The following is a 25509-nucleotide window of genomic DNA, read 5'->3' on the forward strand; positions in this document are numbered from 1 at the left end:
GCTATGAAAAAAATTACTTTAAAAGATATCGCTATTCATTTTAGTGTTTCAATTTCTACCGTTTCTAAAGCGCTAAACGACAGTCCTGAAATAAGTAAAGCTACATCTGAAGAAATTAAAGCTTACGCCAAAGAAATAAACTACACACCAAATTTTAACGCGTTAAGTTTAAAAAACCAACGCACAAAAACTATTGGGATAATTATCCCAAACATGCTTAACTATTACTTTGCTCAAGTATTAAAAGGAATAGAAAAAGTAGCTACACAAAAAGGATATAAAATAATAACCTGTATATCTAACGAGTCTCTTCAAAAAGAAATTGAAACAATACAGATGTTGTCAACAGGTGTTGTAGATGGATTTATTTTATCTGTTGCTGAAGAAACAGAAGCTCAAAAAGAGTATCAACATTTTAATTCTTGCATCGAAAAAGAAATCCCACTAGTCATGTTTGACCGTGTTGTAGAAGACATTAATTGTGACAAAGTTATTACTAACGATTTTATGGCTTCTGTAAATGCTGTAAACTATTTTAAAAATAAAGGCAGTAAAAAAATAGCTTTTGCTGGCGCAAACATGGATTTAAGTGTTGGAAAACTGCGTCATGAAGGGTATTTAGCCGGATTAAAGAACAACAATATAGAGGAAGACAAAGACATTATAATTACCACTCATGAGATGTATTACAGAAATCATGATGCAGTTGTAAGACCATTGTTTGACCATACATTTGATGCCTTAATAGCCTCAAACGAATCTGTTGCGATTGCAGCTATGAAAATAGCTCAAGAAAAAGGAATAAAAATACCAGAAGACCTTTCCATCTTAGCCTTTTCAAACGGTATTTTAGCAAGACACTCCAATCCAAGACTTACTACTATTAGTCAGCACGGTGAAATTATAGGAGAAAAAGCAGCTACTCTTTTAATTAACAAGCTTCAAAACAATATCACCACAACTAGTATTGAGACCGTGGAAACAGATATAGTTATTAGAGATTCTTCAAAATAAAACAGTTCTAAAAATAAAAAACCTTCAACTTATAAAGCTGAAGGTTTTACTTAGTACTCAAGGCGGGAATCGAACCCGCACTCCGAAGAATCGGATTTTGAATCCGACGCGTCTACCAATTCCGCCACTTGAGCAATCTGAATTTGATTTGGCAAAAATAAATATATTTTAGACAAATCCTTTAAAAATAGCGTCTAATATCTTTTAAAGCTGAAAAATTATAGTAAATTTGCACCTTATTAAAAATCACGCAGGCTAAAAACCTACACAACAACAGATTAACAATGCCGAATACAAAGCCCGAAGCTAAAATATTTTCAATTACGCAAAGTAAAGCTTTAGCAGAGAAAATTGCAGCTGCTTACGGAACTGATTTAGGTAAAGTAATTACCTCTACTTATAGCGATGGTGAATTTCAACCATCTTACGAAGAATCTATTAGAGGAACACGTATTTTTATTATAGGATCAACAAATCCTAGTTCTGAAAATTTGATGGAAATGTTGTTAATGATTGATGCTGCAAAACGTGCGTCTGCAAGACACATCACTGCAGTATTACCTTATTTTGGTTGGGCTAGACAAGACCGTAAAGACAAACCTAGAGTACCAATTGCTGCTAAATTAGTAGCTAAAATGTTGGAAACAGCTGGTGCAACTAGAATTGTAACAATGGATTTACATGCTGATCAAATACAAGGTTTTTTCGAGAAGCCAGTAGACCATTTATTTGCTTCAACAATTTTCTTACCCTATTTAAAAGAGTTAAATCTTGACAACTTAACTATTGCTTCTCCAGATATGGGAGGATCAAAACGTGCTTATGCTTATTCAAAAGCGCTACAAAGTGATGTTGTAATATGCTATAAGCAACGTGCTAAAGCTAATGTTATTTCTCACATGGAGTTAATTGGAGATGTAACAGGAAAAAACGTAGTATTAGTTGATGACATGGTAGATACAGCCGGAACATTAACAAAAGCTGCCGATTTAATGATGGAACGTGGCGCCCTTAGCGTAAGAGCAATCTGTACACATCCAATTTTATCAGGGGATGCATACAATCGTATAGAAAATTCAAAATTAGAAGAACTGATAGTAACAGATTCCATTCCACTTAGACAAGAAAGTAAAAAAATAAAAGTATTAAGTTGTGCAGATTTATTTGCTGAAGTAATGCAAAATGTACATTATAATAAGTCTATTAGCTCTAAGTTTTTAATGTAAAAACGAGCTCAAAAAAAAGAATACAAATAATTAAATATAAATAAACACAAATGAAATCAATTACAATCAACGGATCCAAAAGAGAAAGCGTGGGCAAGAAAGTAACAAAAGCCTTACGTAATGCTGGTCAGGTTCCTTGCGTATTATACGGAGGAGACAACCAAGTGCATTTCTCTGCACCAGAATTAGCCTTCTCAAAACTTGTATACACACCAAATGCGCATACAGTTGTTATTGAGTTAGAAAGTGGTGAGAAATTTGACGCTATCTTACAAGATATCCAATTTCACCCTGTAACAGATAGAATCTTACACGTAGATTTCTACCAAACATTTGCAGATAAAGAAGTAACAATGGACATTCCACTTAACTACATTGGAAACCCTCGTGGAGTTAGAAATGGTGGTGTTTTACGTAAAAACAAACGTAGCTTAAGAGTTAAAGCGGTACCAGGAAATTTACCTGATTTTATCGATGCAAACATCGAAGATCTTAAAATTGGTAATAAACTTTATATTACTTCTTTAGTAAACGAAGACTACACTTTCATGCACCCAGATAACACTGTTGTATGTTTAGTAAGACGTTCTAGAGCTGCTATTACAGTAGACGAAGATGATGATGAAGGAGAAGCAGAAGGAGCAGATGCACCAGAAGCGACTCAAGAATAACATCTTTAGTTAAATATTTAAAAAAAGCATTCTGTTAATTCAGGATGCTTTTTTATTTTTACAAAAAAAGTATCATGTTTGATTGGATTATTACACGCTTTAAAACAAAAAAAATATCAAACACCATTGAAGAACAAGATCCTATGAAAAAATTCTTAATTGTTGGCCTAGGAAATATTGGTGCTAAGTACGAAAATACGCGTCACAATATTGGTTTTAAGGTCTTAGATTTTTTAGCTGAAAAAGAAAGCATAACCTTTGAAACTCAAAAACTAGGTGATGTTGCTACTTTTAGATTTAAAGGACGTACGTTTATACTCCTTAAGCCTAGCACATACATGAATTTAAGCGGGAAATCAATCCTATACTGGATGACTAAAGAAAAGATTCCTTTAGAAAATTTATTAGTCATTACCGACGATTTAAATCTACCTTTTGGAAGTTTAAGAATAAAGACCAAAGGAAGTGATGGTGGTCACAATGGACTAAAAGACACACAAGAAAAATTAAACACCAGCAAATACAATAGGTTTAGATTCGGAATTAGTGATGCCTTTAGCACCGGAAGACAAGTGGATTATGTTTTAGGCGAATGGGAGGATGAAGAAAACAAAAAACTACCAGAACGCTTAGAAAAATCGGCAGAAGTTGTAAAATCATTTGGAACAGCAGGAATAAATAATACCATGAATACATATAATGGTAAATAAAAAAAAGGAAGCTAAATAGCTTCCTTTTTTTTATTATTTAATAATTGTATTACTACTACTTAACAATAACTTTTTTAGTTTGTTTATTAACCCCATCACTAACTTGTAGCATGTACATTCCTGATTGTACATTTTCTAAGTTAACTGTTTCGTTAAAAGTAGGAGAACTTTGGTATGTTTTATAAAATACACTTCTTCCTCTAATATCATAAACCGCTAAAACAACATTTTTAGTTGAAATGCTATTTAACTTAACATTAAACGACCCATTGTTTGGGTTAGGATATACTGTAAAATCTGAGATTGAAGTATTAAAATCTGATGCTGATAACGTACGCATTACACAAACTTCTAAATCAAAACTATTGAAAGTACCTCCGTCAAAATTAGCATCATCAACAATAGTTAACACCCAGTCTCCAGCAGACATCTCACCATATAAAGTAGATAAATCTCCTTCCGGAATAAAACTACCTGTAAACGGAGCAGCACCTGCTGTAATTAATCCATCAGTTCCCTCTTGATCAAAAATAGTACCTGTATAGTTATCTCCACTACTTCCATTATCCGACGTTAACTCAACCACTGTCCCATTTGGACTAGTTAAAGTTATATCTAAATCAGCAGACCACGTATGTGTAATATCAACAGTTACATTAACATCTGTAATTGGAAAATCTTCAGGGATATTGACAGTAGAAACAACCGTATTTCCTGCTCCACTTGCAGAGATATTTTGTGCTACACTATCCGTATATATTCCACAAGTCAAATTAGCAGTTTTAAAAGTAAATACCGCTGATGGATTGGAAGAAGCACACTGATTAGAACTAGTTACTCTCCAAAAATAATCAGTATTTACATCTAACATTGACGCTGTATACATATTAGTTTGTATTGTTGCAGACTCTACAATAGTTCCAAAACTAGCATCTGTTGCTATTTCAACTAAATAATCTACTGCATTAGGATCTAAATCCCAAGACAATTCTACATCAGAAGCAACATCTATAGCCCCATCTAAGGGTGATGCCAAAACAACACTTGCTAAAGTACCATTATACACATTAAGCGTTAATGGCACTGATTTAGTAATCGTACCAGATACAGCTTCTAAAGAAAAAGGATAAGAACCAATAAGTAATGATCCTGTCCCAGATACCGTTACAGTACCTGTTGTTCCATCAGCAGTAGCAGATGCAGGACTAACAACTGCAGATGCTCCTGCAGGCAGACCTAATACTGAAAAATTAGTAGTACCAGTAAAGCCTAAAAATGTATTGTATGTAAAGTTATAAACTGCATTTGCCGGTTCACAAACATCCATTTCTGGATTTGTTACACTAACAACAAACTCAGACTCTTGAATTGTAAAATTAGTTGAGTTAACAGCATAAAATATATTATTATTCCCTTCTACTATTACTCTTGCCATAGAAGTCACTGCTCCAATTGGCACAACAACATCATGAGATCCATCATTAGGCACATTGGATGCAATAGTCAAAGGAAATGTTAATCCACCATCCGTAGATAATAAAATATTAACTGTAGGCGTATTTACAGCACCTCCATCTGTTCCCGAAACATCCCAATTTACTACTTGAGTCGAACCTGCATCCCAAGTAACATTTGTAGTTTGAGAAGTGACAGCAAAAGGTCCAGAGGCACCATCGACTGTTACTAACATTTCATCAAAATCTGTTTGAGGCATTTGGCCAACACCACCACCTTCAGATCGATCCCTTACAGTTAATGCAAAATTTAAGTTTCTTCCTACGGTTGAAACAGTTTCCCAAGAAGTATTATCTACAGTTTCTACTGGATTAGACTCAGTCAACTGTCCATCTAAAACTCTGCTTAAAATTGGCATATATCTGTTAGGAGATGTACTTGGCGGTCTTGACCTCCAAACTGCTCCTGTTGTTTTTGTAGGCGCAAAATTTGTAAACGATGTTACCCCGTCATCTGTTTGCTCCCAAGTATACGTTAAAGTATCAGTAGCATCAGCATCTGTAGCAGCTCCTTTTAAAATAAAAGCTGTACCCATTGGGATCGTATAATCTGCACCAGCATCTGCAACTGGAGGATTATTAGTAATAGCAGTAGTTACTGCACAATTATTAGGAGCAGTCGTTACATTATCCAAAATTTGAGTAATACTGTAATAGTGAAAATAAGGATCACTATGATCCTGCACATCATTACCTCCGGTAATACCTGCATATCCCATAATAGTTGTTCCACTACCTGGTTCTGCATTTACTCCTGTTCCTTCAGAACTATTTGACCATGTATGATTTGCTCCCATTTGGTGACCAATTTCATGCGGTACATAGTCAATATCAAAAAAATCAGCCATAAAAGGGCCTCCATCATTATCCGTAAATTGGTGAGCTGAAAAACCACTCCCCTTACCACTCTGACAAACACAACCTATACATCCTGCATTACCATTATTTGCTGCAAAAGTCAAAAGATGACCTATATCATAATCAGTTTCTCCTACAGTTGCTGTTAAATTAGATTGTAAATCTGAGTTTAAGTTACTCCCATAAGGATCTGGAACTGCTGTAGAATAAATTAAATCCAACGCAGGGTCATCCGCAGTATCAACTAAAACAAATGTAATAGCCATGTCAACTTCAAAAACTTCATTATTTCTATCTAAAGTAGAAATCATTTGGGCCAATGCATCTGCTCTAGCATCTCCATTTGCTGCATTTCCATCATCCCAAAAAGAAGTATACTCCTGAGTTACTGACATTGCCATTCTAAAAGTCCTTAATAATTGGTCATTAGCATCGCGAGACACCTCGCTGCTAATAATTCTTTTAGAAATATCGACATCCTCTGTTAAACACTCAAATGTTTCAGAAGAATTTAATTGAGCCGTTCTATTATAAATAATATACTGCCCATTAGACACTTTAGTAATAGGTTGAATGTAAACAGTTTCTTTACCTGGCTCTGAAATCATCCCTTTCAAACCCAAAGGTGTTACACTAAATCTTACTCTAGTTCCTGAATTATCAGTTCTTGAACCTAGATATGTTTTAATATTAGGATGCTGTGCAATATTATCATTGGACGAGAAAATTTGAGTTTCTACAACTCTAAATTCATGCTTTTGTCCATTAATACTTGGAAAACTAACTATAGTATTAGATTTTCCATGAGATGTTCTTCTTAATGGCGCTCCTAATAATTGTTGTCTAAAATTTTGAATATTAAATTGAAAAACTTCAGAGTTATCCTTGTCTAAATTTTTTAGAGAAATACCAGTGGCATTCTCATTAAATGTTGTTTTTGACCATATTCCATCTTGAGCTAAAACAATATTAGCGAAGAGCAAAAAAGTTAGTAAAAAAACATAATGTATTTTTGTTTTCATAAGTGAGAGATTTTTGAATACTCAAATCTAAAGAAACTATTGTTTAATTAATAAAAATTTAACAACAACTTTAATGCATGCATAATTAAATAGCCACTTTTACAAAAAAAAGTTTAAATAAACCATTACTCTTTTTTAAATCAACCAATTGCAATCGCAAATGCTTAGATAAAAATATGGATGAGTCTGTTTCAAGAAAACTTATAAGAACACATACAAACTACTAAATTACAAGAACTAACATCAAACATACTTACATCCAATCTGTAAAAACTGTTAACCTAGATTATTTTAAATTTTAAAGGAAAACAAACTAAAAATACAATACAATAATTTTTGTATTGTATAATAACTTCAAAAATAAACTCGAATTATACCTTTTTAGAATCTTAATGTGTAAAATTTCCTACTAAAACAAGAAAATTACTGTTAAAATTTAAAAAAAACACAGATAACTTACCAATTTTAACAGACTACTTCTAAAAATTTACATAATTTCATCGCATAAATTCAAAAATCCCGTTTAATGAAAAAAATTACATTTTATTTTTTCACTGTTTTACTTGCGTGCGCATTCACATCCACCGCTCAAACATCAAAAAAAATAATAGACAGCTCGCCTAATACCGATAACATTATTAGATGTCATGCCGATGAAGTAAATGCCGAAAATTTAAAAAGCAACCCTAATATGATGGGTAGTGATGCTTTTGAAGACAAATTAAAAGCAAAAATACAGGAATTAAGTCAGCAAAGAAGTGCTGAACAAATGGTTGTTTTAACAATCCCTGTAGTGGTCCACGTCCTTAATAACGGAGAAGCTATCGGTGTAAACTCTAACATCTCTGATGCGCAAGTTTTATCTCAAATTGAAGTGTTAAACGAAGATTTTAGAAGAATGTTAGGAACTAGAGGTTACAACACCAACCCTATTGGTGCCGATGTAGAAGTTCAATTCTGCATGGCTCAAACAGCTCCGGACGGTAGCCCAACAAGTGGAATTAACAGAATTAACATTGGTCAAAATGGACTAACAGGTTCTGGGACTACTGCCAACGAAATAACTAATGATTTAGTAAACCAAGTTGAAGCTTTAAAGCCAAGTAGTATTTGGGATGCTTCACTTTATATGAATATGTGGTCAGTAAAGTTTAATAATGGAGGTCTTTTGGGTTATGCACAATTTCCAGGAGGAGCTGCAAATACTGACGGAGTAGTATCTAGACACGATTCTTTTGGAAGCAATGATGCTGCTGGTGTTAATATATCTGGAGACTTTAATTTAGGAAGAACAATGACTCATGAAGTGGGACACTTTTTAGGATTACTTCATACTTTTCAAGGAGGATGTACTGGTACAGGTGCTAACGCTGGAGATTTTTGCGCAGATACTCCTGCGGTAGCAAGCGACACATCAAATGGTAGTATTTGTAATACTGGAAATGACTCATGCCCATCAGACCCTGGTTTAGATATGGTTGAAAACTATATGGATTACAGTACAGATGCATGTATGGATACCTTTACTTTAGATCAAAAAGCAAGAGTCCAAGCAGTTTTGGCTACAGCAACTAATAGAGCTTCTTTAACCTCTTCAAATGCATGTAACTCGCCAACAACTCCGTATATTAATTTTGCTCCAGGATCAATATCTCCTGGTCAAGTAGCAGAGGGTAGTGATTGTAATTATACAGACTATGTTATTGATCTAAGCATGAACATTCCTGCAAATGCTAATGCTACAGCTTCATTGACTAATTCTGGTACAGCAACAGAAAACGTAGATTTTACATTATTAAATAACGCGGTAATATTTACAACCGGATCAACTACACCAAGTAATCCAATAACGTTAAGAGTTTTTAATGATAGTAGTATTGAAAATGACGAAACAATTACATTATCAATTAACGTAAACACGACAGGAGATGCATTAGCCGAAAATGACATATATGCCTACACTATTGAAAACGATGATAATGTTTTAGTAGACGAAGGTAACGCAGTACTTTTTAGCGATGGGTTTGAAACTTATCCTGATTTCACAATAACACCTGTTGGAGGTTGGACTTTAATTGATAATGATGGAGACTCAACATACTCTTCTGATGCATCTGACTTTCCAAATGAATCTTATACTGGGTCTTTTATCGTTTTTAATCCATCTGCAACAACACCTGTATCAAACGCAGGTTGGGACGCACACTCAGGAAGCAAAGGATACTATTGCTTTAACGCAACAGGATCTGTAAGCGGGACACCTGTAAATGATGACTACGCTATTACTCCTCAAATTGCCTTAAACGGAACGAATAGTGAGTTAAAATTTTGGGCAAAATCACTAACAGATAACTATAATGGTGGAGAACGTTTTAAAGTAGAAATTTCAACTACAAACACAAACGCTTCAAGTTTTACAACAATTAGCCCTGCACCTTACACTGTACCGCCTTTAACATGGACAGAGTATACCTATGACCTTTCTAGTTATGATGGTCAAAACATATACATCGCTATTCATGTTGTATCTGCGGATGAATTTGTATTTCTATTAGACGATGTTTCAGTAACAGCAGATGTAACGACATTAGTTCAAACGGAAGTAAATACAACTTCAGCAGACCAAATTAATCTTACTGGAGTTGGACAATCTTACGCAACAGATGCTACTACAAATAACATCATGTTAGATATTGATAACACAGGTGGTGATGACTATGGTTGTACTACAGTGGCTGTATCAAGAGATGCTACAACTGCAGGAGCTGCAGCAGTAGGCTATAACGGTGCTACTGACGCTACAGGATTTGTAACCGCTAAAACGTTTGACGTAACAGCAACAAATGCAGTAACTGGAACAGCAACTGTAAGCTTCTATTTTACAGAAGCAGAACTTGCTAACTGGGAAACTATGACTGGACAAGACAGAGCATCAATAAGTGCTAAAAATGATACTACAAGTGAAGTACAACCAGTAACAATCACTGCTTTTGGATCAGATTCTAAATTAACTGCAACATTTACAAGTGGATTAACCGGAACGTATTACTTTGGTCTTTCATCTACTTTATCTGTCGGAGATTTTGAATTAGCAAGTACTATTTCAATTTATCCTAATCCTACAGTTTCTGCCTTAACTATTAAGGTAAACAACAGTGATTTACCTACTGCTTACCAGGTATACAACATGTTAGGACAGTTAATTACTAAAAGTCAAATTAACAATGCTCAAGACTTAACTATCGATACTACTCCGTTTAGTAATGGAATGTACTTTATTAAAATATCTAAAGCAGGTAACGCTATTACATTACCTTTTATTAAAAAATAAAAACTAATTTTAAATAACTTAAAAGCCAATTGATTTTATTCAATTGGCTTTTTTACTTTTGTAGAATAACAATTACACATTGAAAACAAATCAAAAGCAACATACAGTACTAACTATTGGCACATTTGACGGTGTACATATAGGCCATCAAAAGATCATTAAAAGATTAGTTGAAGTTGCTAACATAAAAGATTTACAACCCTCACTACTAACGTTTTTTCCGCATCCTAGAATGGTGCTACAAAAAGACGCTAACATTAAGTTAATTAATACAATAAGCGAAAAAGAGCAACTTTTAAAACGTTTTGGTATTACTAACCTAGTGGTTAAAAAGTTTACAAAAGACTTCTCTAGATTAACCGCTGAAGTTTATGTAGAAGATATATTGGTAAATCAACTAAAATCTAAATATGTAATTATTGGTTATGACCATCATTTTGGTCGTAACAGAAATGCAAATATTGAAGATTTAAAACAATTTGGAACGCAATTTAACTTTGAAGTTGAAGAAATTTCAATGCAAGACATTAATGATGTTGCCATATCCTCTACAAAAATTAGAAGCGCATTACTCGAAGGAGATATAAAAACAGCCAACACTTACTTAGGGTATAATTTTATGCTAACCGGAACCATAATAAAAGGTAAAGGTTTAGGAAAAACAATCCACTACCCTACTGCTAATTTAAATATAGAAGAGTCCTACAAACTAATACCAAAACAAGGTGTTTATGTCGTCAAAGCTTTAATTGACGACAAAATTGAATTTGGTATGATGAATATTGGTAATAATCCAACAGTAAATGGTCAGTCAGAAACTATCGAGACACACTTTTTTAATTATGACCAATCGCTTTATGGCAAAAAAATAAGCATCGAATTATTGGAGCGTCTTAGAGACGAACAAAAGTTCGAAAATTTAGAAGAACTAACCAAACAATTAGATTTAGATAAGATTAAGGCAAAAGCCTTTTTAAGCCAATATGCTAAATAGATTTCTTTTTAAACAAATTGATAATAGTGCATTAATAGTTTTCAGAATTATTTTTGGACTACTTTGTTTTCTAGAATCTGTTGGTGCCATATTTACGGGCTGGGTCAAATACACTTTAATAGATCCAAAATTCACGTTTAACTTTATAGGTTTAGATATTTTACAGCCATTACCGGGTAATTGGATGTATGCCTACTACTTTATAATGGGTGTTTTTGGACTACTAATAATGGTAGGTTACAAATACAGACTTAGTATAATTGCTTTTACACTTATGTGGACAAGCACCTATCTAATGCAAAAAGCATCTTATAACAATCATTATTATTTACTATGCCTATTAAGCATTATAATGTGCTGTCTTCCTGCTAACAAATACGCGTCTATAGATGTCAAACTAAAGCCTAGCATAAAACAAATAAGTATGCCTAGTTGGTGCAAATGGATTTTTGTGATACAGCTTTTTATAATGTACACTTACGCTGCTATTGCTAAGCTATATCCAGACTGGCTTAATTTAACCGTGCCAGCACAATTAATGAAAGGTAAAATGGACTACCCAATTATTGGCAGTCTTTTACAACACCAATTTTTCACTTATCTAGTTGGTTACGGAGGTATATTGTATGATGGTTTAATTATCCCGCTACTACTTTATAAACCTACACGAAAATTTGCTTTTTGGGGTTCAATATTTTTTCATTTATTTAACTCAATAGTCTTTGGCGTTGGTATTTTCCCATACTTAGCACTGGCCTTTTCATTGTTCTTTTTTAACTCAGAGACAATCAAAAATATCTTTTTAAAAAGAAAACAATACTACAATCAAGCAGAAATCAAAATACTAAACTACAAACCGTATTTAGTTACATTAGCAACTATTTACTTTGTGATTCAAATACTACTACCTATTAGACATCATTTTATTGAAGATAACGTGTTATGGACAGAGGAAGGACATAGATTATCTTGGCGCATGATGCTAAGATCAAAATCTGGCTATGCTAATTTTAAAGTGGTGGATAAAGACACTAAAAAAACAACCATTGTAAACCTAAACAACTACCTTTCTAAAAAGCAAAAACGTATGATTGCCACCAAACCGGATGTTATCTGGCAATTTGCACAGCATTTAAAACAGGATTATAAAAGCAAAGGTCAAGATATTGAGGTTTATGTAACTGCCAAAACTAGTGTAAATGGTAGACCGTTTAAAACACTAATTAATCCTAAGGTTGACATGGCAAATGCCCGTTGGGAAGTCTTTAAACACAACAATTGGATATTACCGTCTCAATTAGATAAATAATTTATTTTAAAGCAACCAAAATCTTATTACTTTTACAGCTTAAAGTTGTAGTCAATAGACTGCGTTAAGGATTGAAGTGGCATCCTTTTTTTTGCTGCCATAAATGGCAAAAAAAAGATATAACGGAAAGCCTGACCTTTAGGTAACGCCAAAAAACAAAAAAACATGTTACAAGTACCATTTATTAGAGAAAACAAAGACTTAGTAATCAATAGACTTGCAGTCAGAAATATTGATGCTACTGCAATGATTGAAGAGGTGATAAATTTAGATGAAGCCCGTCGTGCTTTGCAAACTAAATTGGATGCAATACTAGCAGAATCCAATGCTATCTCTAAAGAAATTGGTATTTTATACAAATCCGGTCAAGCCGAAAAAGCAAATGCTTTAAAAAGTAAAACAGCTGATTTTAAGGAAGAATCTAAGGAATTAAACGACCAGTTAACATCGACTGCCGAAGCTTTAAACCAAGCACTTTACAAAATACCAAATATCCCACATGCGTCTGTACCTAAGGGTAACAGCGAAGAAGATAACGAAGAAGTGTTTTCTGAAGGTGAGATCCCTAAATTACATGATGGCGCATTACCACACTGGGAATTAGCTAAAAAATATGACATTATAGATTTTGAGTTAGGTACAAAAATTGCTGGTGCAGGTTTTCCTGTTTACAAAGGTAAAGGCGCTAGACTACAACGTGCTTTAATTGCTTACTTTTTAGACAAAAATACCGCTGCGGGTTACCAAGAGGTACAAGTACCACATTTAGTTAATGAAGCATCAGCCTTTGCTACTGGTCAATTACCAGATAAAGATGGACAAATGTATCACGCAACTAATGTTACGCCTAGTTTATATTTAATTCCGACGGGAGAAGTACCGGCTACAAACATTTTTAGAAATGACTTAATAGACGAAAAAGACCTACCTAAGTGTTTGACAACATACACACCGTGCTTTAGAGTAGAAGCTGGTAGTTATGGTGCACACGTGCGTGGATTAAATCGTTTACATCAATTTGATAAAGTAGAAATTCTACGCGTAGAACATCCTGACAATTCTTACAAAGCATTAGACGGTATGGTTGATCATGTTAAAGCAATACTTAACGAATTAAAATTACCTTTCAGAATATTAAGACTTTGTGGTGGTGATACAGGGTTTACGTCTGCTTTAACTTTTGACTTTGAAGTATTTTCTACAGCGCAAGACCGTTGGTTAGAAATCTCAAGTGTTTCAAATTTTGAAACCTTCCAAGCTAACCGTTTAAAACTGCGATTTAAAAACAGTGATGGTAAAAACGAACTGGCACACACTTTAAACGGAAGTTCTCTTGCATTACCTAGAGTATTAGCTGGAATCTTAGAAAACTATCAAACCGAAAATGGAATAAAAATCCCTGAAGTATTAATCCCGTACACTGGTTTTGAATACATTAACTAAAAATAAAGTAAGATTAAGATTACTTTTGTGTTAAAAAAAATCGACGAAAGGTTAAAACAAGCGTTGTTACGTTAGTTTTAACCTTTTTTCTTTTGTCTTTAGCTAAAAATAACTTTTCTTTGATTGACATGAGACTAGTTAACACAACTAGAAAACAATAAAAAAAATAAATTACATAGATAAATACCAATCAAAGTAATTGAATCTTATATTGAATATATATGATTAATAGCACATTTATGAGATTGGCTTAATGCCTGAACACTGTTCGGGCATTTTTTTTGCATAATATTTACAATGACTGACTTTGGTATTTGTTATATTTACAATCATGATTATTAAACGCGTACTAATACTATTACTATTAACACTCTCCTTTGCAGTTAACGCTCAGGAAGACCTTGTTGCGCGTGAGTATTTTAATACTGGTGAATTTGAAAAAGCTTTAATCAGCTATAAAAAATTATACACTAAAAACAGTAGAAACACCAATTACCTAATACAGATAATAAAAATAGAGCAACAATTAGAGCTGTATAAAGATGCTGAAAACAGATTAATTGACGCCATTCAAACCAAAGCTCAGCCTGACCTAATAGTGCATTTAGGATATAACTATCAATTACAAAACGATACTATAAATGCTAACATCTATTACAAACAAGCCTTAGCAACTTTGGATGAAAATCCAAATAATGTGTACCGCGTAGGACCTACTTTCCAGAAACTATCTCTTTTAGATAATGCTATTACAGCATACAACAAAGCTTCAGAATTAAAACCAACATTAAACTTTAATATGCAATTAGCGCGTATTTATGGAGAGCAAGGTGATGTTGAGAAAATGTTTACTAGTTACATTAATCTTATTGAGGATAGTGACAACTATCAAAACACGATAAAACGGAATGTTAGCGAGTTTATATCCGAGGATGGTAACAGTGAGAATAACATTTTTCTAAGAAAAATTCTATTAAAAAAAAGTCAGCAATCTCAAGATCTAATCTGGAATGAGATGCTAAGTTGGTTATTTATTCAACAAAAAGACTACAATAAAGCTTTTGTCCAAGAAAAAGCCATTTATAAAAGAGAGTTAGAAAGCTTAAGCCGTTTGGTAGAATTAGGTCTAATTGCACAAACGCAAAAACAATATGATGTCGCTTTGGACGTTTTCAATTTTATTATTGAAAGCACACAAAACAATGGTATGAAGTTAGCGGGACACTTAAAAGTCCTAGACATACAAACACAAATTGCGGTTTCTAAAGATTATCCAGCAATTAAAGACAGCTATGTTTTAATCTTAGAGACTTATGGCAAAACACCACAAACCTTAGAACTACAGATTAATTATGCTCATTTTTTAGCCTTTTATTTAAATCAAAAGGAAGACGCTATTAAATTATTAAAAGACACTTTAAAATACAATATTTCAGAATTAGACTTAGCATCAGTAAAACTAGAACTAGGTGACATCTTAGTATTAGAAGAAAAATTTAACCAAGCTTTAATATATTACACACAGATTGAGCGTAACTTAAAAAATAGTACAGTTGCACAAGAAGCAAGATTTAGAATAGCAAAAGCTAGTTATTATAAAGGTGACTTTAAATGGGCAGAATCTCAGCTAAAAATACTAAAATCGTCTACCTCTCAACTAACAGCTAATGATGCTTTAGATTTAAAACTACTAATTAGTGATAACAGAGCGGAGGATTCTTTACAAATTGCTTTAACCAAATATGCTAAAGCAGACTTACTGGCTTATCAAAATAAAAACGACGACGCTATTAATGTACTAGACACTATTCTAGAAGCACATAAAACGGAAGTTATCATACCACAGACCTTGCTAAAACAAGCAGCCTTATTTGAGGCAAAAAAGGACTATCAAAAAGCAAAAACAAACTACCAACGCATAATTGAAGATTTTAAGGACAGTATTTTAATGGATAACGCCTTATATAATCTAGCGGAACTATTAGTTAATCATTTAGCACAACCAGAGGAAGCTAAAAAATTATACGAAACCATATTGTTTGAACACGCAGATAGTATTTATGCTGTTGAGGCTAGAAAAAAATTTAGAGCACTACGCGGCGATGCTATAAACTAACCACTATTATGATCGTAGCAGAAACAGAACGTCTTATTATAACTAAATTTACAGTGGACGATGCACCGTTTTTTATGGACTTAATTAACACCCCAAAGTTTAAAAAATTTATTGGCGATCGTAAAATTAACACAATACAAAAAGCACAACAACGTATAAAAGAAGGGCATTTAAAAAATTATGCCGAGTTAGGCTATGGATTTTACAAACTGTTACTAAAATCAGAAAACAACATGCCTATTGGAACATGCGGACTAACTAAAAGAGAACATTTAGAGCTACCTGATCTTGGATTTGCAATGCTACCGGAATTTGAAGGTAAAGGGTTTGGGTTAGAATCCTCTAAAGCCATTTTAAAATTAGCAACGGAAACATTTAAAATCAAAAAAATTGGCGCAATAACGGCTCCAAATAACGCTGCATCCATAAAACTGATAGAAAAATTAGGTTTAACCTACGAAAAAAAGGTAAAACCCTTTGAGGACGACCAAGAACTTATGTTATTTGCAAAAACTTTACGCTAATAGCTATTTCTGCTTAAGCAGAAATCCTTTAAATCTAAAAAATGTACATATACAACGTCACAGTAAATATAGATGATAGCGCTCATGACGAGTGGTTAATCTGGATCAAACAACACATTCCAACAGTTTTAGCAACTGGTAAGTTTGAAAAAGCAACCTTAACAAAAGTACTTGTAGACGAGGAAATGGGTGGACAAACCTATTCTATTCAGTATAAATCATATTCTAGAGAAGCTTTAGATGCGTATTACAAAGAAGACGCAGATGCGCTTAGAAATGAAGGATTAAAAAAGTTTGCAGACAAAATGTTAGCCTTTAGAACGGAGCTTCAAATTGTGGACGAGTATTCGGTAACGTTTAAATAATTCAGCTTAAGCTGAAAAACAACCTATTTTATGGCACATCAAAAACATAACAATCATCAAGTTAAAGCAAAAAAATTCTTAGGGCAACACTTTTTGGAAGACGAAAGTATTGCAGAAGCTATTGCGGATTCCTTAACTTTAAATGGTTATAAAAACGTCTTAGAGATTGGACCAGGAATGGGTGTTTTAACCAAATACTTACTAAAAAAACCAATTACAACTTACGTTATTGAGATAGATAGAGACAGTGTAGAATACCTACAAAACAACTATCTTAATTTAGCGCCTAGAATTATAGAACAAGATTTTTTAAAATACGATTTAAGCACAACTTTTAATGAAGAGCCATTAGCTATAATTGGAAACTTTCCATACAATATCTCGACACAAATTGTATTTAAAACATTAGAGCTTCGCGACCAAATTCCAGAATTTTCAGGAATGTTTCAAAAAGAAGTTGCACAACGTATTTGCTCTAAAGAAGGTAGTAAGGTTTACGGTATTTTATCCGTGTTAACCCAAGCGTTTTATGATGCAGAATATTTATTTACTGTACCTCCAACCGTATTTAATCCACCGCCAAGAGTAGAGTCTGGCGTACTGCGTTTAATTAGAAAAGCAGATTACAGTTTACCATGTGACGAAAAACTATTTTTCAGAGTTGTAAAACAAGCATTTCAACAACGTCGTAAAACCATGCGTAACAGTTTAAAAACAATGGAATTGTCTGATAGTCTAAAAGCAAACCCTATCTTTGACAAGCGACCAGAACAAATTAGCGTTGCACAATTTTTAGAGTTAACAAGCCTTATCGAAAATGACAAATAATTAGTTGGTGGAAGACAATCAAAACATACAATTTCAGCTTACAGATGCCCTTATAGAGCAGGTAGAGTTGCTTATCGAGCAAAAAGACGATATAGCACTTAAACTACTTTTAGAAGAGTTTCACTACGCCGATATTGCCGAAATTTTAGACGAAGTAAATCTAGAAGAAGCAATGTATGTTATAAAACTTCTAGACTCTGAGACCACGTCCGATGTCCTAATGGAATTGGATGAGGATAATCGTGAAAAGGTTTTAAAAAATCTTTCTGCTAAAGAGATTGCAGAAGAAATTGAAGAACTTGATACCGATGATGCTGCAGATATTATTGCGGAGCTTCCAGAAGCGCGTCAAGCGGAGGTTATATCTCAAATAGAAGATCAAGAACACAAAGCCGAAATTCAAGAATTACTAGCCTATGACGAGGATACCGCTGGTGGATTGATGGCAAAAGAACTAGTAAAAGTATACGAGACTTGGACCGTTGCTGGTTGTTTACGTCGTATACGTGGACAAGCACAGCACGTTAGTCGCGTCCACTCTATTTACGTCGTAGACAAGCAAGAAAAACTATTAGGACGTCTATCCTTAAAAGATTTACTAACTGCAAAAAGCGAACAAAAAATAGCAGAACTATCTAACTCCAACGTAGACTATGTTTACGTAGAAGAAGATGCTGAAGAGGTCGCTAAAATCATGCAAAAGTATGATTTAGAAGCCATTCCAGTAGTAGATCAAAACAAGACCCTATTAGGACGTATTACCATTGATGATATTGTAGATGTTATCCGTGAAGAAGCCGACAAAGATTACCAAATGGCAGCAGGTATATCTCAGGATGTAGAGGCGGATGATAGTATCTTAAAACTTACAAAAGCAAGACTACCATGGTTACTTATTGGTATGTTTGGTGGACTTGGTGCTGCAAGTATTATTGAAGGTTTTAATGGCTCCATGGGCGAGTTTATTATACTTTTAAGCTTTGTACCATTAATACAAGCAACAGCAGGTAACGTAGGGGTACAATCCTCTGCAATTGTAGTACAAGGACTTGCAAATAACAGTATAGATGGCAACATTATAAAACGTCTTTTTAAAGAGGCTATATTAGGATTGGTAAACGGTGTAGCTATAGCACTTGTTGCAATAGTGGTGACTCATTTTGTATTTAAAACCCCCTATTTAATATCCATAACTATAGCAATAGCTTTAATTGCGGTAATAATAATGGCTGCTTTAATTGGTACTTTTATCCCTATATTTTTAGACAAAAGAGGTATCGATCCAGCAGTAGCAACAGGCCCATTTATTACAACAAGTAATGATGTTTTTGGAATATTATTATACTTTCTAATTGCAAAATCCATCTTAGGGTTTTAATATCATTTGGGCGTTACCTAAAGGTCGTGCCATCCATTATATCTTTTTTTTGCCATTTATGGCAGCAAAAAAAAGGATGCCATTTCTACCACTAACGCTTAAAAACACTACTTTTAAGCTATGAAAACATTAGACATTAATCAAAAACTATCTAAGTTTACAGATAACTGGCAACCACATCAAATTGCTATAGTAGATAATATGCAAGTCTTACTAGCCAAACTTAAAGGCGAATTTGTATGGCATAGTCATGAAAATGAAGACGAACTTTTTCAAGTAATTAAAGGCACATTATACATGCAATTTAGAGACCGTACAGAAGTAGTCCATCCTGGTCAAATTATTGTGGTACCAAAAGGAGTAGAACATAACCCGTGTACAAAAAACAACGAAGAGGTTCACGTCTTACTATTCGAAAAACTAAGTACCGCACATACCGGAACTATAAAACACGAATTAACACAAACCACTTACCCTAAAATTTAAACAATACTTATATTTCAAAATGAAAATACTTCATCTAGACGCCAATCACCCATTACTTATAGAGCAACTTAACGCATTAGGTTATACTAATCATGAAGATTTCACATCGTCTAAAGACGTTATTCAGCAAAAAATAAATCAATACGATGGTTTTATAATCAGAAGCCGATTTAGTATCGATGCTTCATTTTTAGATGCTGCAACAAACCTAAAATTTATAGGACGTGTAGGTGCAGGATTAGAAAATATTGACTGCGACTATGCAGAGCGCAAAGGTGTAACACTAATAGCTGCACCGGAAGGTAATCGTAATGCAGTTGGAGAACACAGCTTAGCCATGCTCCTATCGCTATTTAACAAGCTAAATAAAGCAGATAAAGAAGTTAGAGAAGGCAAATGGTTACGCGAAGACAATAGAGGTCTAGAACTAGACGGTAAAACCGTTGGGTTAATTGGTTATGGTAACATGGGAAAAGCATTTGCTAAAAAACTACGCGGTTTTGATGTCACTGTTTTTTGTTACGATCTTAAACCAAATATGGGAGACAAAAATGCTACTCAAGTTAGCTTAGCAGAGCTTCAAGAAAAAGCAGATGTTTTAAGCTTACATACACCAGAAACAGCATCTACAATAAAAATGATCAATTCAGATTTAATAAAAGGATTTGCAAAACCTTTCTGGCTTATCAATACCGCACGTGGTAAAAGTGTAGTAACCTCAGACTTAGTTTCTGCTTTAAAATCAGGACAAATATTAGGAGCTGGATTAGACGTTTTAGAATACGAAAAATCATCTTTCGAAAACTTATTTAGTGACAACAATATGCCAGAAGCCTTTAAATATCTTATTCAATCAGACCAAGTAATACTATCACCCCACGTGGCAGGTTGGACCATAGAAAGCAAAGAAAAATTAGCACAAACTATTGTAGACAAAATCAAAGCAAAATTTTCTTAGTTTTACAACACCACAACTAACTAAAATGAGCACTCAAATAAATACTCCGGAAGACTATATAGCACAACTACCAGAAGAAAGAAAAACGGCTATTAGCAAACTACATAATCTAATACTAAAACACATGCCAAAAGGGCTTGAATCAGGTATGGGTTATGGTATGCTGGCGTATTTTGTACCAAAATCTATTTACCCGGCAGGTTACCATTGTAAACCATTTCCGCCTTTACCGTTTATAAACGTTGCCTCTCAAAAAAATTTTATTGCTATTTATCACTCTGGTTTATATGCATACAAAGAACTATATAGCTGGTTTGTATCAGAATATCCAAAACACTGCAAATACAAAATAGATATGGGCAAAAGTTGTATCAGGTTTAAAAAGATAGATGATATCCCTTATGATTTGATTACTCAATTACTAGGTAAAATGACTATTAAAGAGTGGATCACAATTTATGAATCTACATTAAATTTAAAAAAATGAAAAAACGCGTCACAGGAATAGGAGGTCTATTTTTTAAAACAAAAGATCCTAAAGCCTCAAAAGATTGGTATAAAAAACACTTAGGGTTTAATACAGACGATTACGGATCTACCTTTTGGTGGAAAGATAAAGAAGGAAACGACTGTTCTACACAATGGAGTCCGTTTAAAGAGGATACTAAGCATTTTGAACCTTCAAAAAAAGAGTTCATGTTTAACTATCGTGTGGAGAATTTAGAAGAGTTAATAAAAGTCTTAAAAGAAGAAGGTGTTACTGTTCTAGGAGAAATTGAGGAATACAGCTATGGAAAATTTGGTTGGATACTAGACAACGATGGTAATAAAATAGAACTTTGGGAGCCTATAGATAAAACATTTTTAGAATAATCATTTATTATTGTAATATATTAGCCATCAGAAAACTAACACAATAAACATGAGCGAAGACCATAAAAACATCGAAAGCGAAGCAGAAGAGACTATTAACAATATAGAAAATACTGTGGAAGATACAGCTAACAATGCAAAAGAAGCTAGTAATGAAACATTAGACGCTGCAAAAGAAAAAACGTCTGAAGTATTAGACAAAGCTGAAGCAAAATTTGACGATATCAAATCGGAAGCAAAAGAAACTTTTGAAAAAGCAAAAGCTAAGGCGACAGAGTTTATTAATGAAGATGCTAAAGAGTTTATGGACGATGCTAAAGACAAAGCAAGCAAACTGGCTAAAGAAGCAGGAGATAAATTTGACGAGCTGTCTGATGATGCCAAAGAGACTTACGATAAAGTAAAAGCAAAAGCGACTGAATTTATTAATGAAGACGCAAAAGAGCTTTTAGATGATGCCAAGGATAAAGCCTCTAAGTTTGCTGATGAAGCGGGAGATAAATTAGAAGACTTAGCAGAAGATGCTAAAGAAGTGATTGAAGAAACAACTAAAAAAACTAAAAACTTTTTCCAAAGATTATTTGGTAAATAATTTTAAATCAAAAATTTAAAACCAAAATCGGTATTGATTTTGGTTTTTTATGTATTTTTATCATTGTGATATTGCAATAACACGTTTTAATAATATTTAATTATACATTTTACTATGGGGTTTTCAAAAAAACAATTGTTTAATGCTTCTCAAAATCAAGTCGCAAGTTTCACTAAAGTTTTAGGGCACCCTGCTAGAATAGCAATGATACAGCATATAAGCGAAAACAAAGATTGCAATTGTAATGCACTAGTAGAAAAAACCGGGTTATCGCAACCAACCATATCTCAACATTTAGGTGAGATTAGAAAAATAGGGTTATTAAAACAAAAGGTAAAAGGGAAAAATCTTTTTTACTCGATAGATTTAGACCAATTAAACGAATGCAGACGTGTAGTCAATGACTTTTTTGTAAAGACTCAGGTAAATTGTAATAAATAATCTTTACTCTAGATTATAATTAATTGGTAACATGGAGACTATTCTATTACTACCAAAAACACCGCCAAATAAGACACTGTTTACAGGCGAATGTATACCAAAAGCGTCTATATAAAATATGTTGTCTTCCGCATTTGGTAACAGAAAAGCTTGTTTTAAATTATCAAAACTAACCACTACTTTATTTGAATCAAAAAAAGACACTTCTTTTAAATCGCTTTCTGATTTAACCACTCTAAAAACAGAAGTCTGCGTTGTTTCAAACAATGGGTCAGAGTCATCCGCGCTTTCTCTTTTAAATAATCTAAAACCATTTTGCTTAAGTGTGTTTTTAGCCAAGCTTCGCATAAAATATAATAAAGAGGTTTTATAAACAACGTTTCGGTTTTGTATATAGCGTTTTTTAGTATTCTTTTTACTCAATTCAGAAAAAACACTTGTACCGCTATAAAGCACTTTACTAACATAGTTTAAACCAGAAGGTGGACTTTCGAATTCTATTTCAAAATCTATAAGATTATACTCCACCTTATATCCCAAATACTTATTGATTATAATTATTGGTTGATCAGCCATAGCGTACATGGTTTGATCTACTTTACTATATCTAAACCTAACCTTATCAAGGTTAGTTATTTTACAATCTTTACTATAGACTGAATGCCCTAAAAACTCACGCTTAAAATACCCTAGTTTTTTTGATCTTGACCAATCATCATCAGACAGAATAACCTCTTCTAAATTAGTAGTTTGAGGTTTCAATTTAATAATTGGATTGGCTTGAAGGATGTCCTTGTTTATAATTTGACTTTCATACCCTATAAAACTAGCGACTAAAGGAACGTTAATGTTTTGATTAGAGGTTATACTAAATAAACCGTCCAAGTCTGTAATGACACCTATTGTAGTACCATCAAAATAAACCGTTACATTAGGTAAAGGAAGATTACTATCTGCAGCTAATATTGTTCCAGTAAAAGTCTGCGCAAATCCAATTGAATTTACAAAAAATGCAAATACAATTATTAATTTGTTACTCATTCTGATCAGAAATCTTACGCTCTAACTCTGCTTGAAACTCTTCCATAACAGGTCTTACTGTACTTTCTGGAAGGTCTTCAATTTTGATATACATTAAACCGTCAACCGCATTATTAAATAATGGATCTACATTAAAAGCAACTAGACGTGCATTTTGTTTGATATATTTTTTAAGCAACACTGGCAATCTTAAAGCACCCGGCTCAATCTCGTCAATAATCTTATCAAACTTATTTAAATCAGCTTCAGTTGCATCAAAAACAAAGTCTTTATCGGCATCCTTAAGCTTAACCTTAAATTCTTTTTTAGGATGTACATATTGTGCAACATAAGGATCGTAGTAATGAGATTTCATAAACTCAATCATTAATGACTTAGAGAATTCTGAAAATTGATTACTAATACTTACCCCACCAATTAAATACTTATGCTCGGGATGGCGCAATGTTGTATGCACAATACCTTTCCAAAGTAAAAATAAAGGCATTGGTTTTTGTTGGTATTCTTTGATAATAAATGCACGACCCATCTCAATAGACTCGCTCATCATTTTATATAACTCAGGTTCAAAACCAAATAAATCTTGTAAATAAAACCCGTTTATGCCATAATTAGCAAATATTTGAGAACCTAATCCCATTCTATAAGCTCCAGCTAAAACATTAGCTTCACTATCCCATAAAAATAAATGATGGTAATAATTATCAAATTCGTCTAAATCTATTGGTTCATTAGTTCCTTCTCCAACCTCTCTAAATGTGATTTCTCTCAAACGTCCAATCTCACGTAAAAGATTAGGCATAGCTGCGGCTGTAGATAAAAAGACTTCGTAATTTTTACTAGTCAATAATTTACAGTCTTGTTCACGCAATGCATCCACTTCTTTAATAATGGCTTCCTGACTAACCGGAGTTACAATTTGCTTTGGCGCTTTTACAGATTTTGGCGCTTTTAAACTGGAAGAAATAGTATCTATAATCTTTTCTTTAGGTTGAAAAGCATTTGACAACATGTATGTTTTTCTTCTAATAAATTCTGAAAAATCAGATAACGATTCATGTTCTGCTTGGTCTTTAATAGAAATAGGTTTCCCTATTCTAACCTTAATGACTCTACGTTTTTGAGTAAATAATTCTGATGGTAATTTGGCAGTTCTAAAAATGTCACTAATCTTAGATAATTTATAAAATAACTTACTATTCTGAGCGTGAAAATATATAGGTACAACCGGTACATTCGCTTTTTTTACCAATTTCATAGCCGCTTCTTCCCAAGGTTTGTCGACAACTAATTTACCATCTCTGTAAGTAGATACTTCACCTGCAGGAAAAATACCTAAAGGATGTCCATCTCTTAAATGAGAAATAGCACTTTTAAATCCAGCCAAACTTGATTTAACGTCTTTTCTATCTTCAAAAGGGTTAACAGGCATTATATATGGCTTCATCGGCTCTATACGATGTAATAAGAAATTAGCAATAATTTTAAAATCTTCCCTTTGTTCAAGCATTAATTTTAAAAGCAAAATACCATCAATCCCACCTAATGGATGATTAGAAACAGTAATATAAGCACCATCTTTTGGTAAACGTTTTAAATCTTCTTCAGGAATTTCGAATTTAATTTGAAACTCATCCAAAATACCATCCAAAAACTCTATATCTGACAAATGCTTGTTGCGATTATAGACATTATTTAAGCTGGAAATTTTCAATACTTTCATTAGTATCCAACCAACAAATGTCCCTAAAAACCCGTATTTACTAAGGTTTATAGCGCTCGAAACTTCTTTTGCTGTGACTAATCCCATTTAAT

Annotated in this window: 22 protein-coding genes and 1 tRNA gene; 19 read left to right on the forward strand and 4 right to left on the reverse strand. The window is 33.4% G+C overall.

What is annotated here, in order from left to right:
- The first annotated feature begins 3 nt into the window (after nt 1-3).
- A complete protein-coding gene (locus tag CXF54_RS15320) occupies nt 4-1014 on the forward strand; it encodes a LacI family DNA-binding transcriptional regulator (protein ID WP_090838344.1) in 1011 nt (336 codons plus the stop codon).
- A gap of 54 nt (nt 1015-1068) precedes the next feature.
- Here the strand turns inward: CXF54_RS15320 and CXF54_RS15325 are convergent.
- Nucleotides 1069-1148 (reverse strand) — tRNA-Leu (locus CXF54_RS15325).
- Between the two features lie 150 nt (nt 1149-1298).
- On the opposite strand from CXF54_RS15325, the gene CXF54_RS15330 reads away from it, so the two are divergent.
- The 3 genes from CXF54_RS15330 to pth all read left to right on the forward strand — a co-directional run bounded on the left by CXF54_RS15330 (nt 1299) and on the right by pth (nt 3621).
- Nucleotides 1299-2240 (forward strand): ribose-phosphate pyrophosphokinase, encoded by a 942-nt coding sequence (locus tag CXF54_RS15330; RefSeq protein ID WP_090838193.1) that lies wholly within the window; start codon nt 1299-1301, stop codon nt 2238-2240.
- Between the two features lie 50 nt (nt 2241-2290).
- On the forward strand, nt 2291-2911 hold the full coding sequence (locus tag CXF54_RS15335) for a 50S ribosomal protein L25/general stress protein Ctc (RefSeq protein WP_090838194.1): 621 nt from the start codon (nt 2291-2293) through the stop codon (nt 2909-2911).
- Between the two features lie 74 nt (nt 2912-2985).
- A complete protein-coding gene (gene pth / locus CXF54_RS15340) occupies nt 2986-3621 on the forward strand; it encodes an aminoacyl-tRNA hydrolase (RefSeq protein ID WP_101204161.1) in 636 nt (211 codons plus the stop codon).
- Between the two features lie 55 nt (nt 3622-3676).
- Here pth and CXF54_RS15345 read toward each other — a convergent pair whose 3' ends face one another.
- A complete protein-coding gene (locus CXF54_RS15345) occupies nt 3677-7015 on the reverse strand; it encodes a reprolysin-like metallopeptidase (RefSeq protein WP_101204162.1) in 3339 nt (1112 codons plus the stop codon).
- Between the two features lie 526 nt (nt 7016-7541).
- Here CXF54_RS15345 and CXF54_RS15350 point away from each other — a divergent pair.
- From CXF54_RS15350 to CXF54_RS15420, 15 genes are all read left to right on the forward strand, one after another.
- A complete protein-coding gene (locus tag CXF54_RS15350) occupies nt 7542-10346 on the forward strand; it encodes a T9SS-dependent choice-of-anchor J family protein (protein ID WP_101204163.1) in 2805 nt (934 codons plus the stop codon).
- Nucleotides 10347-10425: 79 nt separating this feature from the next.
- The gene (locus tag CXF54_RS15355; RefSeq protein ID WP_101204164.1) at nt 10426-11340 is read left to right on the forward strand and encodes a bifunctional riboflavin kinase/FAD synthetase; all 915 of its coding nucleotides are present in this window, start codon (nt 10426-10428) and stop codon (nt 11338-11340) included.
- Nucleotides 11330-12649, forward strand: a complete 1320-nt coding sequence (locus CXF54_RS15360; RefSeq protein ID WP_101204165.1) for an HTTM domain-containing protein — start codon at nt 11330-11332, stop codon at nt 12647-12649. The genes CXF54_RS15355 and CXF54_RS15360 overlap by 11 nt, the downstream gene beginning before the upstream one ends.
- A 165-nt stretch (nt 12650-12814) precedes the next feature.
- Nucleotides 12815-14092, forward strand: a complete 1278-nt coding sequence (gene serS, locus CXF54_RS15365; RefSeq protein ID WP_101204166.1) for a serine--tRNA ligase — start codon at nt 12815-12817, stop codon at nt 14090-14092.
- Between the two features lie 331 nt (nt 14093-14423).
- Entirely contained in the window at nt 14424-16208 is a 1785-nt protein-coding gene (locus CXF54_RS15370) for a tetratricopeptide repeat protein (protein WP_101204167.1), read from the forward strand.
- An 8-nt stretch (nt 16209-16216) separates the two neighbouring features.
- On the forward strand, nt 16217-16732 hold the full coding sequence (locus CXF54_RS15375) for a GNAT family N-acetyltransferase (RefSeq protein WP_101204168.1): 516 nt from the start codon (nt 16217-16219) through the stop codon (nt 16730-16732).
- Nucleotides 16733-16773: 41 nt separating this feature from the next.
- A complete protein-coding gene (locus CXF54_RS15380) occupies nt 16774-17097 on the forward strand; it encodes a DUF4286 family protein (protein ID WP_090838210.1) in 324 nt (107 codons plus the stop codon).
- A 30-nt stretch (nt 17098-17127) separates the two neighbouring features.
- The gene (gene rsmA, locus CXF54_RS15385; protein WP_101204169.1) at nt 17128-17925 is read left to right on the forward strand and encodes a 16S rRNA (adenine(1518)-N(6)/adenine(1519)-N(6))-dimethyltransferase RsmA; all 798 of its coding nucleotides are present in this window, start codon (nt 17128-17130) and stop codon (nt 17923-17925) included.
- A gap of 4 nt (nt 17926-17929) precedes the next feature.
- Nucleotides 17930-19303, forward strand: coding sequence for a magnesium transporter (mgtE, locus tag CXF54_RS15390; protein ID WP_090838213.1), 1374 nt, complete (start codon nt 17930-17932; stop codon nt 19301-19303).
- Nucleotides 19304-19423: 120 nt separating this feature from the next.
- Complete coding sequence (locus CXF54_RS15395; RefSeq protein ID WP_101204170.1) at nt 19424-19789, forward strand: cupin domain-containing protein; 366 nt, start codon at nt 19424-19426, stop codon at nt 19787-19789.
- Between the two features lie 19 nt (nt 19790-19808).
- On the forward strand, nt 19809-20747 hold the full coding sequence (locus CXF54_RS15400; protein WP_101204171.1) for a 2-hydroxyacid dehydrogenase: 939 nt from the start codon (nt 19809-19811) through the stop codon (nt 20745-20747).
- A 25-nt stretch (nt 20748-20772) separates the two neighbouring features.
- Nucleotides 20773-21234: a DUF1801 domain-containing protein gene (locus tag CXF54_RS15405; RefSeq protein ID WP_101204172.1), complete on the forward strand. Its 462-nt coding sequence runs from the start codon at nt 20773-20775 to the stop codon at nt 21232-21234.
- Nucleotides 21231-21620, forward strand: coding sequence for a VOC family protein (locus CXF54_RS15410; RefSeq protein ID WP_101204173.1), 390 nt, complete (start codon nt 21231-21233; stop codon nt 21618-21620). Before CXF54_RS15405 ends, CXF54_RS15410 begins: the two co-directional genes overlap by 4 nt.
- Nucleotides 21621-21669: 49 nt before the next feature.
- The gene (locus CXF54_RS15415; RefSeq protein ID WP_101204174.1) at nt 21670-22212 is read left to right on the forward strand and encodes a hypothetical protein; all 543 of its coding nucleotides are present in this window, start codon (nt 21670-21672) and stop codon (nt 22210-22212) included.
- A 114-nt stretch (nt 22213-22326) separates the two neighbouring features.
- Nucleotides 22327-22653 (forward strand): ArsR/SmtB family transcription factor, encoded by a 327-nt coding sequence (locus tag CXF54_RS15420; protein ID WP_101204175.1) that lies wholly within the window; start codon nt 22327-22329, stop codon nt 22651-22653.
- A 3-nt stretch (nt 22654-22656) separates the two neighbouring features.
- Here CXF54_RS15420 and CXF54_RS15425 read toward each other — a convergent pair whose 3' ends face one another.
- Both CXF54_RS15425 and CXF54_RS15430 read right to left on the reverse strand, forming a co-directional pair.
- Nucleotides 22657-23694 (reverse strand): carboxypeptidase-like regulatory domain-containing protein, encoded by a 1038-nt coding sequence (locus CXF54_RS15425; RefSeq protein WP_101204176.1) that lies wholly within the window; start codon nt 23692-23694, stop codon nt 22657-22659.
- Nucleotides 23687-25504, reverse strand: a complete 1818-nt coding sequence (locus tag CXF54_RS15430) for a GNAT family N-acyltransferase (RefSeq protein WP_090838229.1) — start codon at nt 25502-25504, stop codon at nt 23687-23689. The genes CXF54_RS15425 and CXF54_RS15430 overlap by 8 nt, the downstream gene beginning before the upstream one ends.
- Nucleotides 25505-25509: the final 5 nt, after the last annotated feature.

This window comes from Olleya sp. 1-3 (assembly GCF_002836085.1).
In the GTDB taxonomy this organism is placed as follows: domain Bacteria; phylum Bacteroidota; class Bacteroidia; order Flavobacteriales; family Flavobacteriaceae; genus Olleya; species Olleya namhaensis.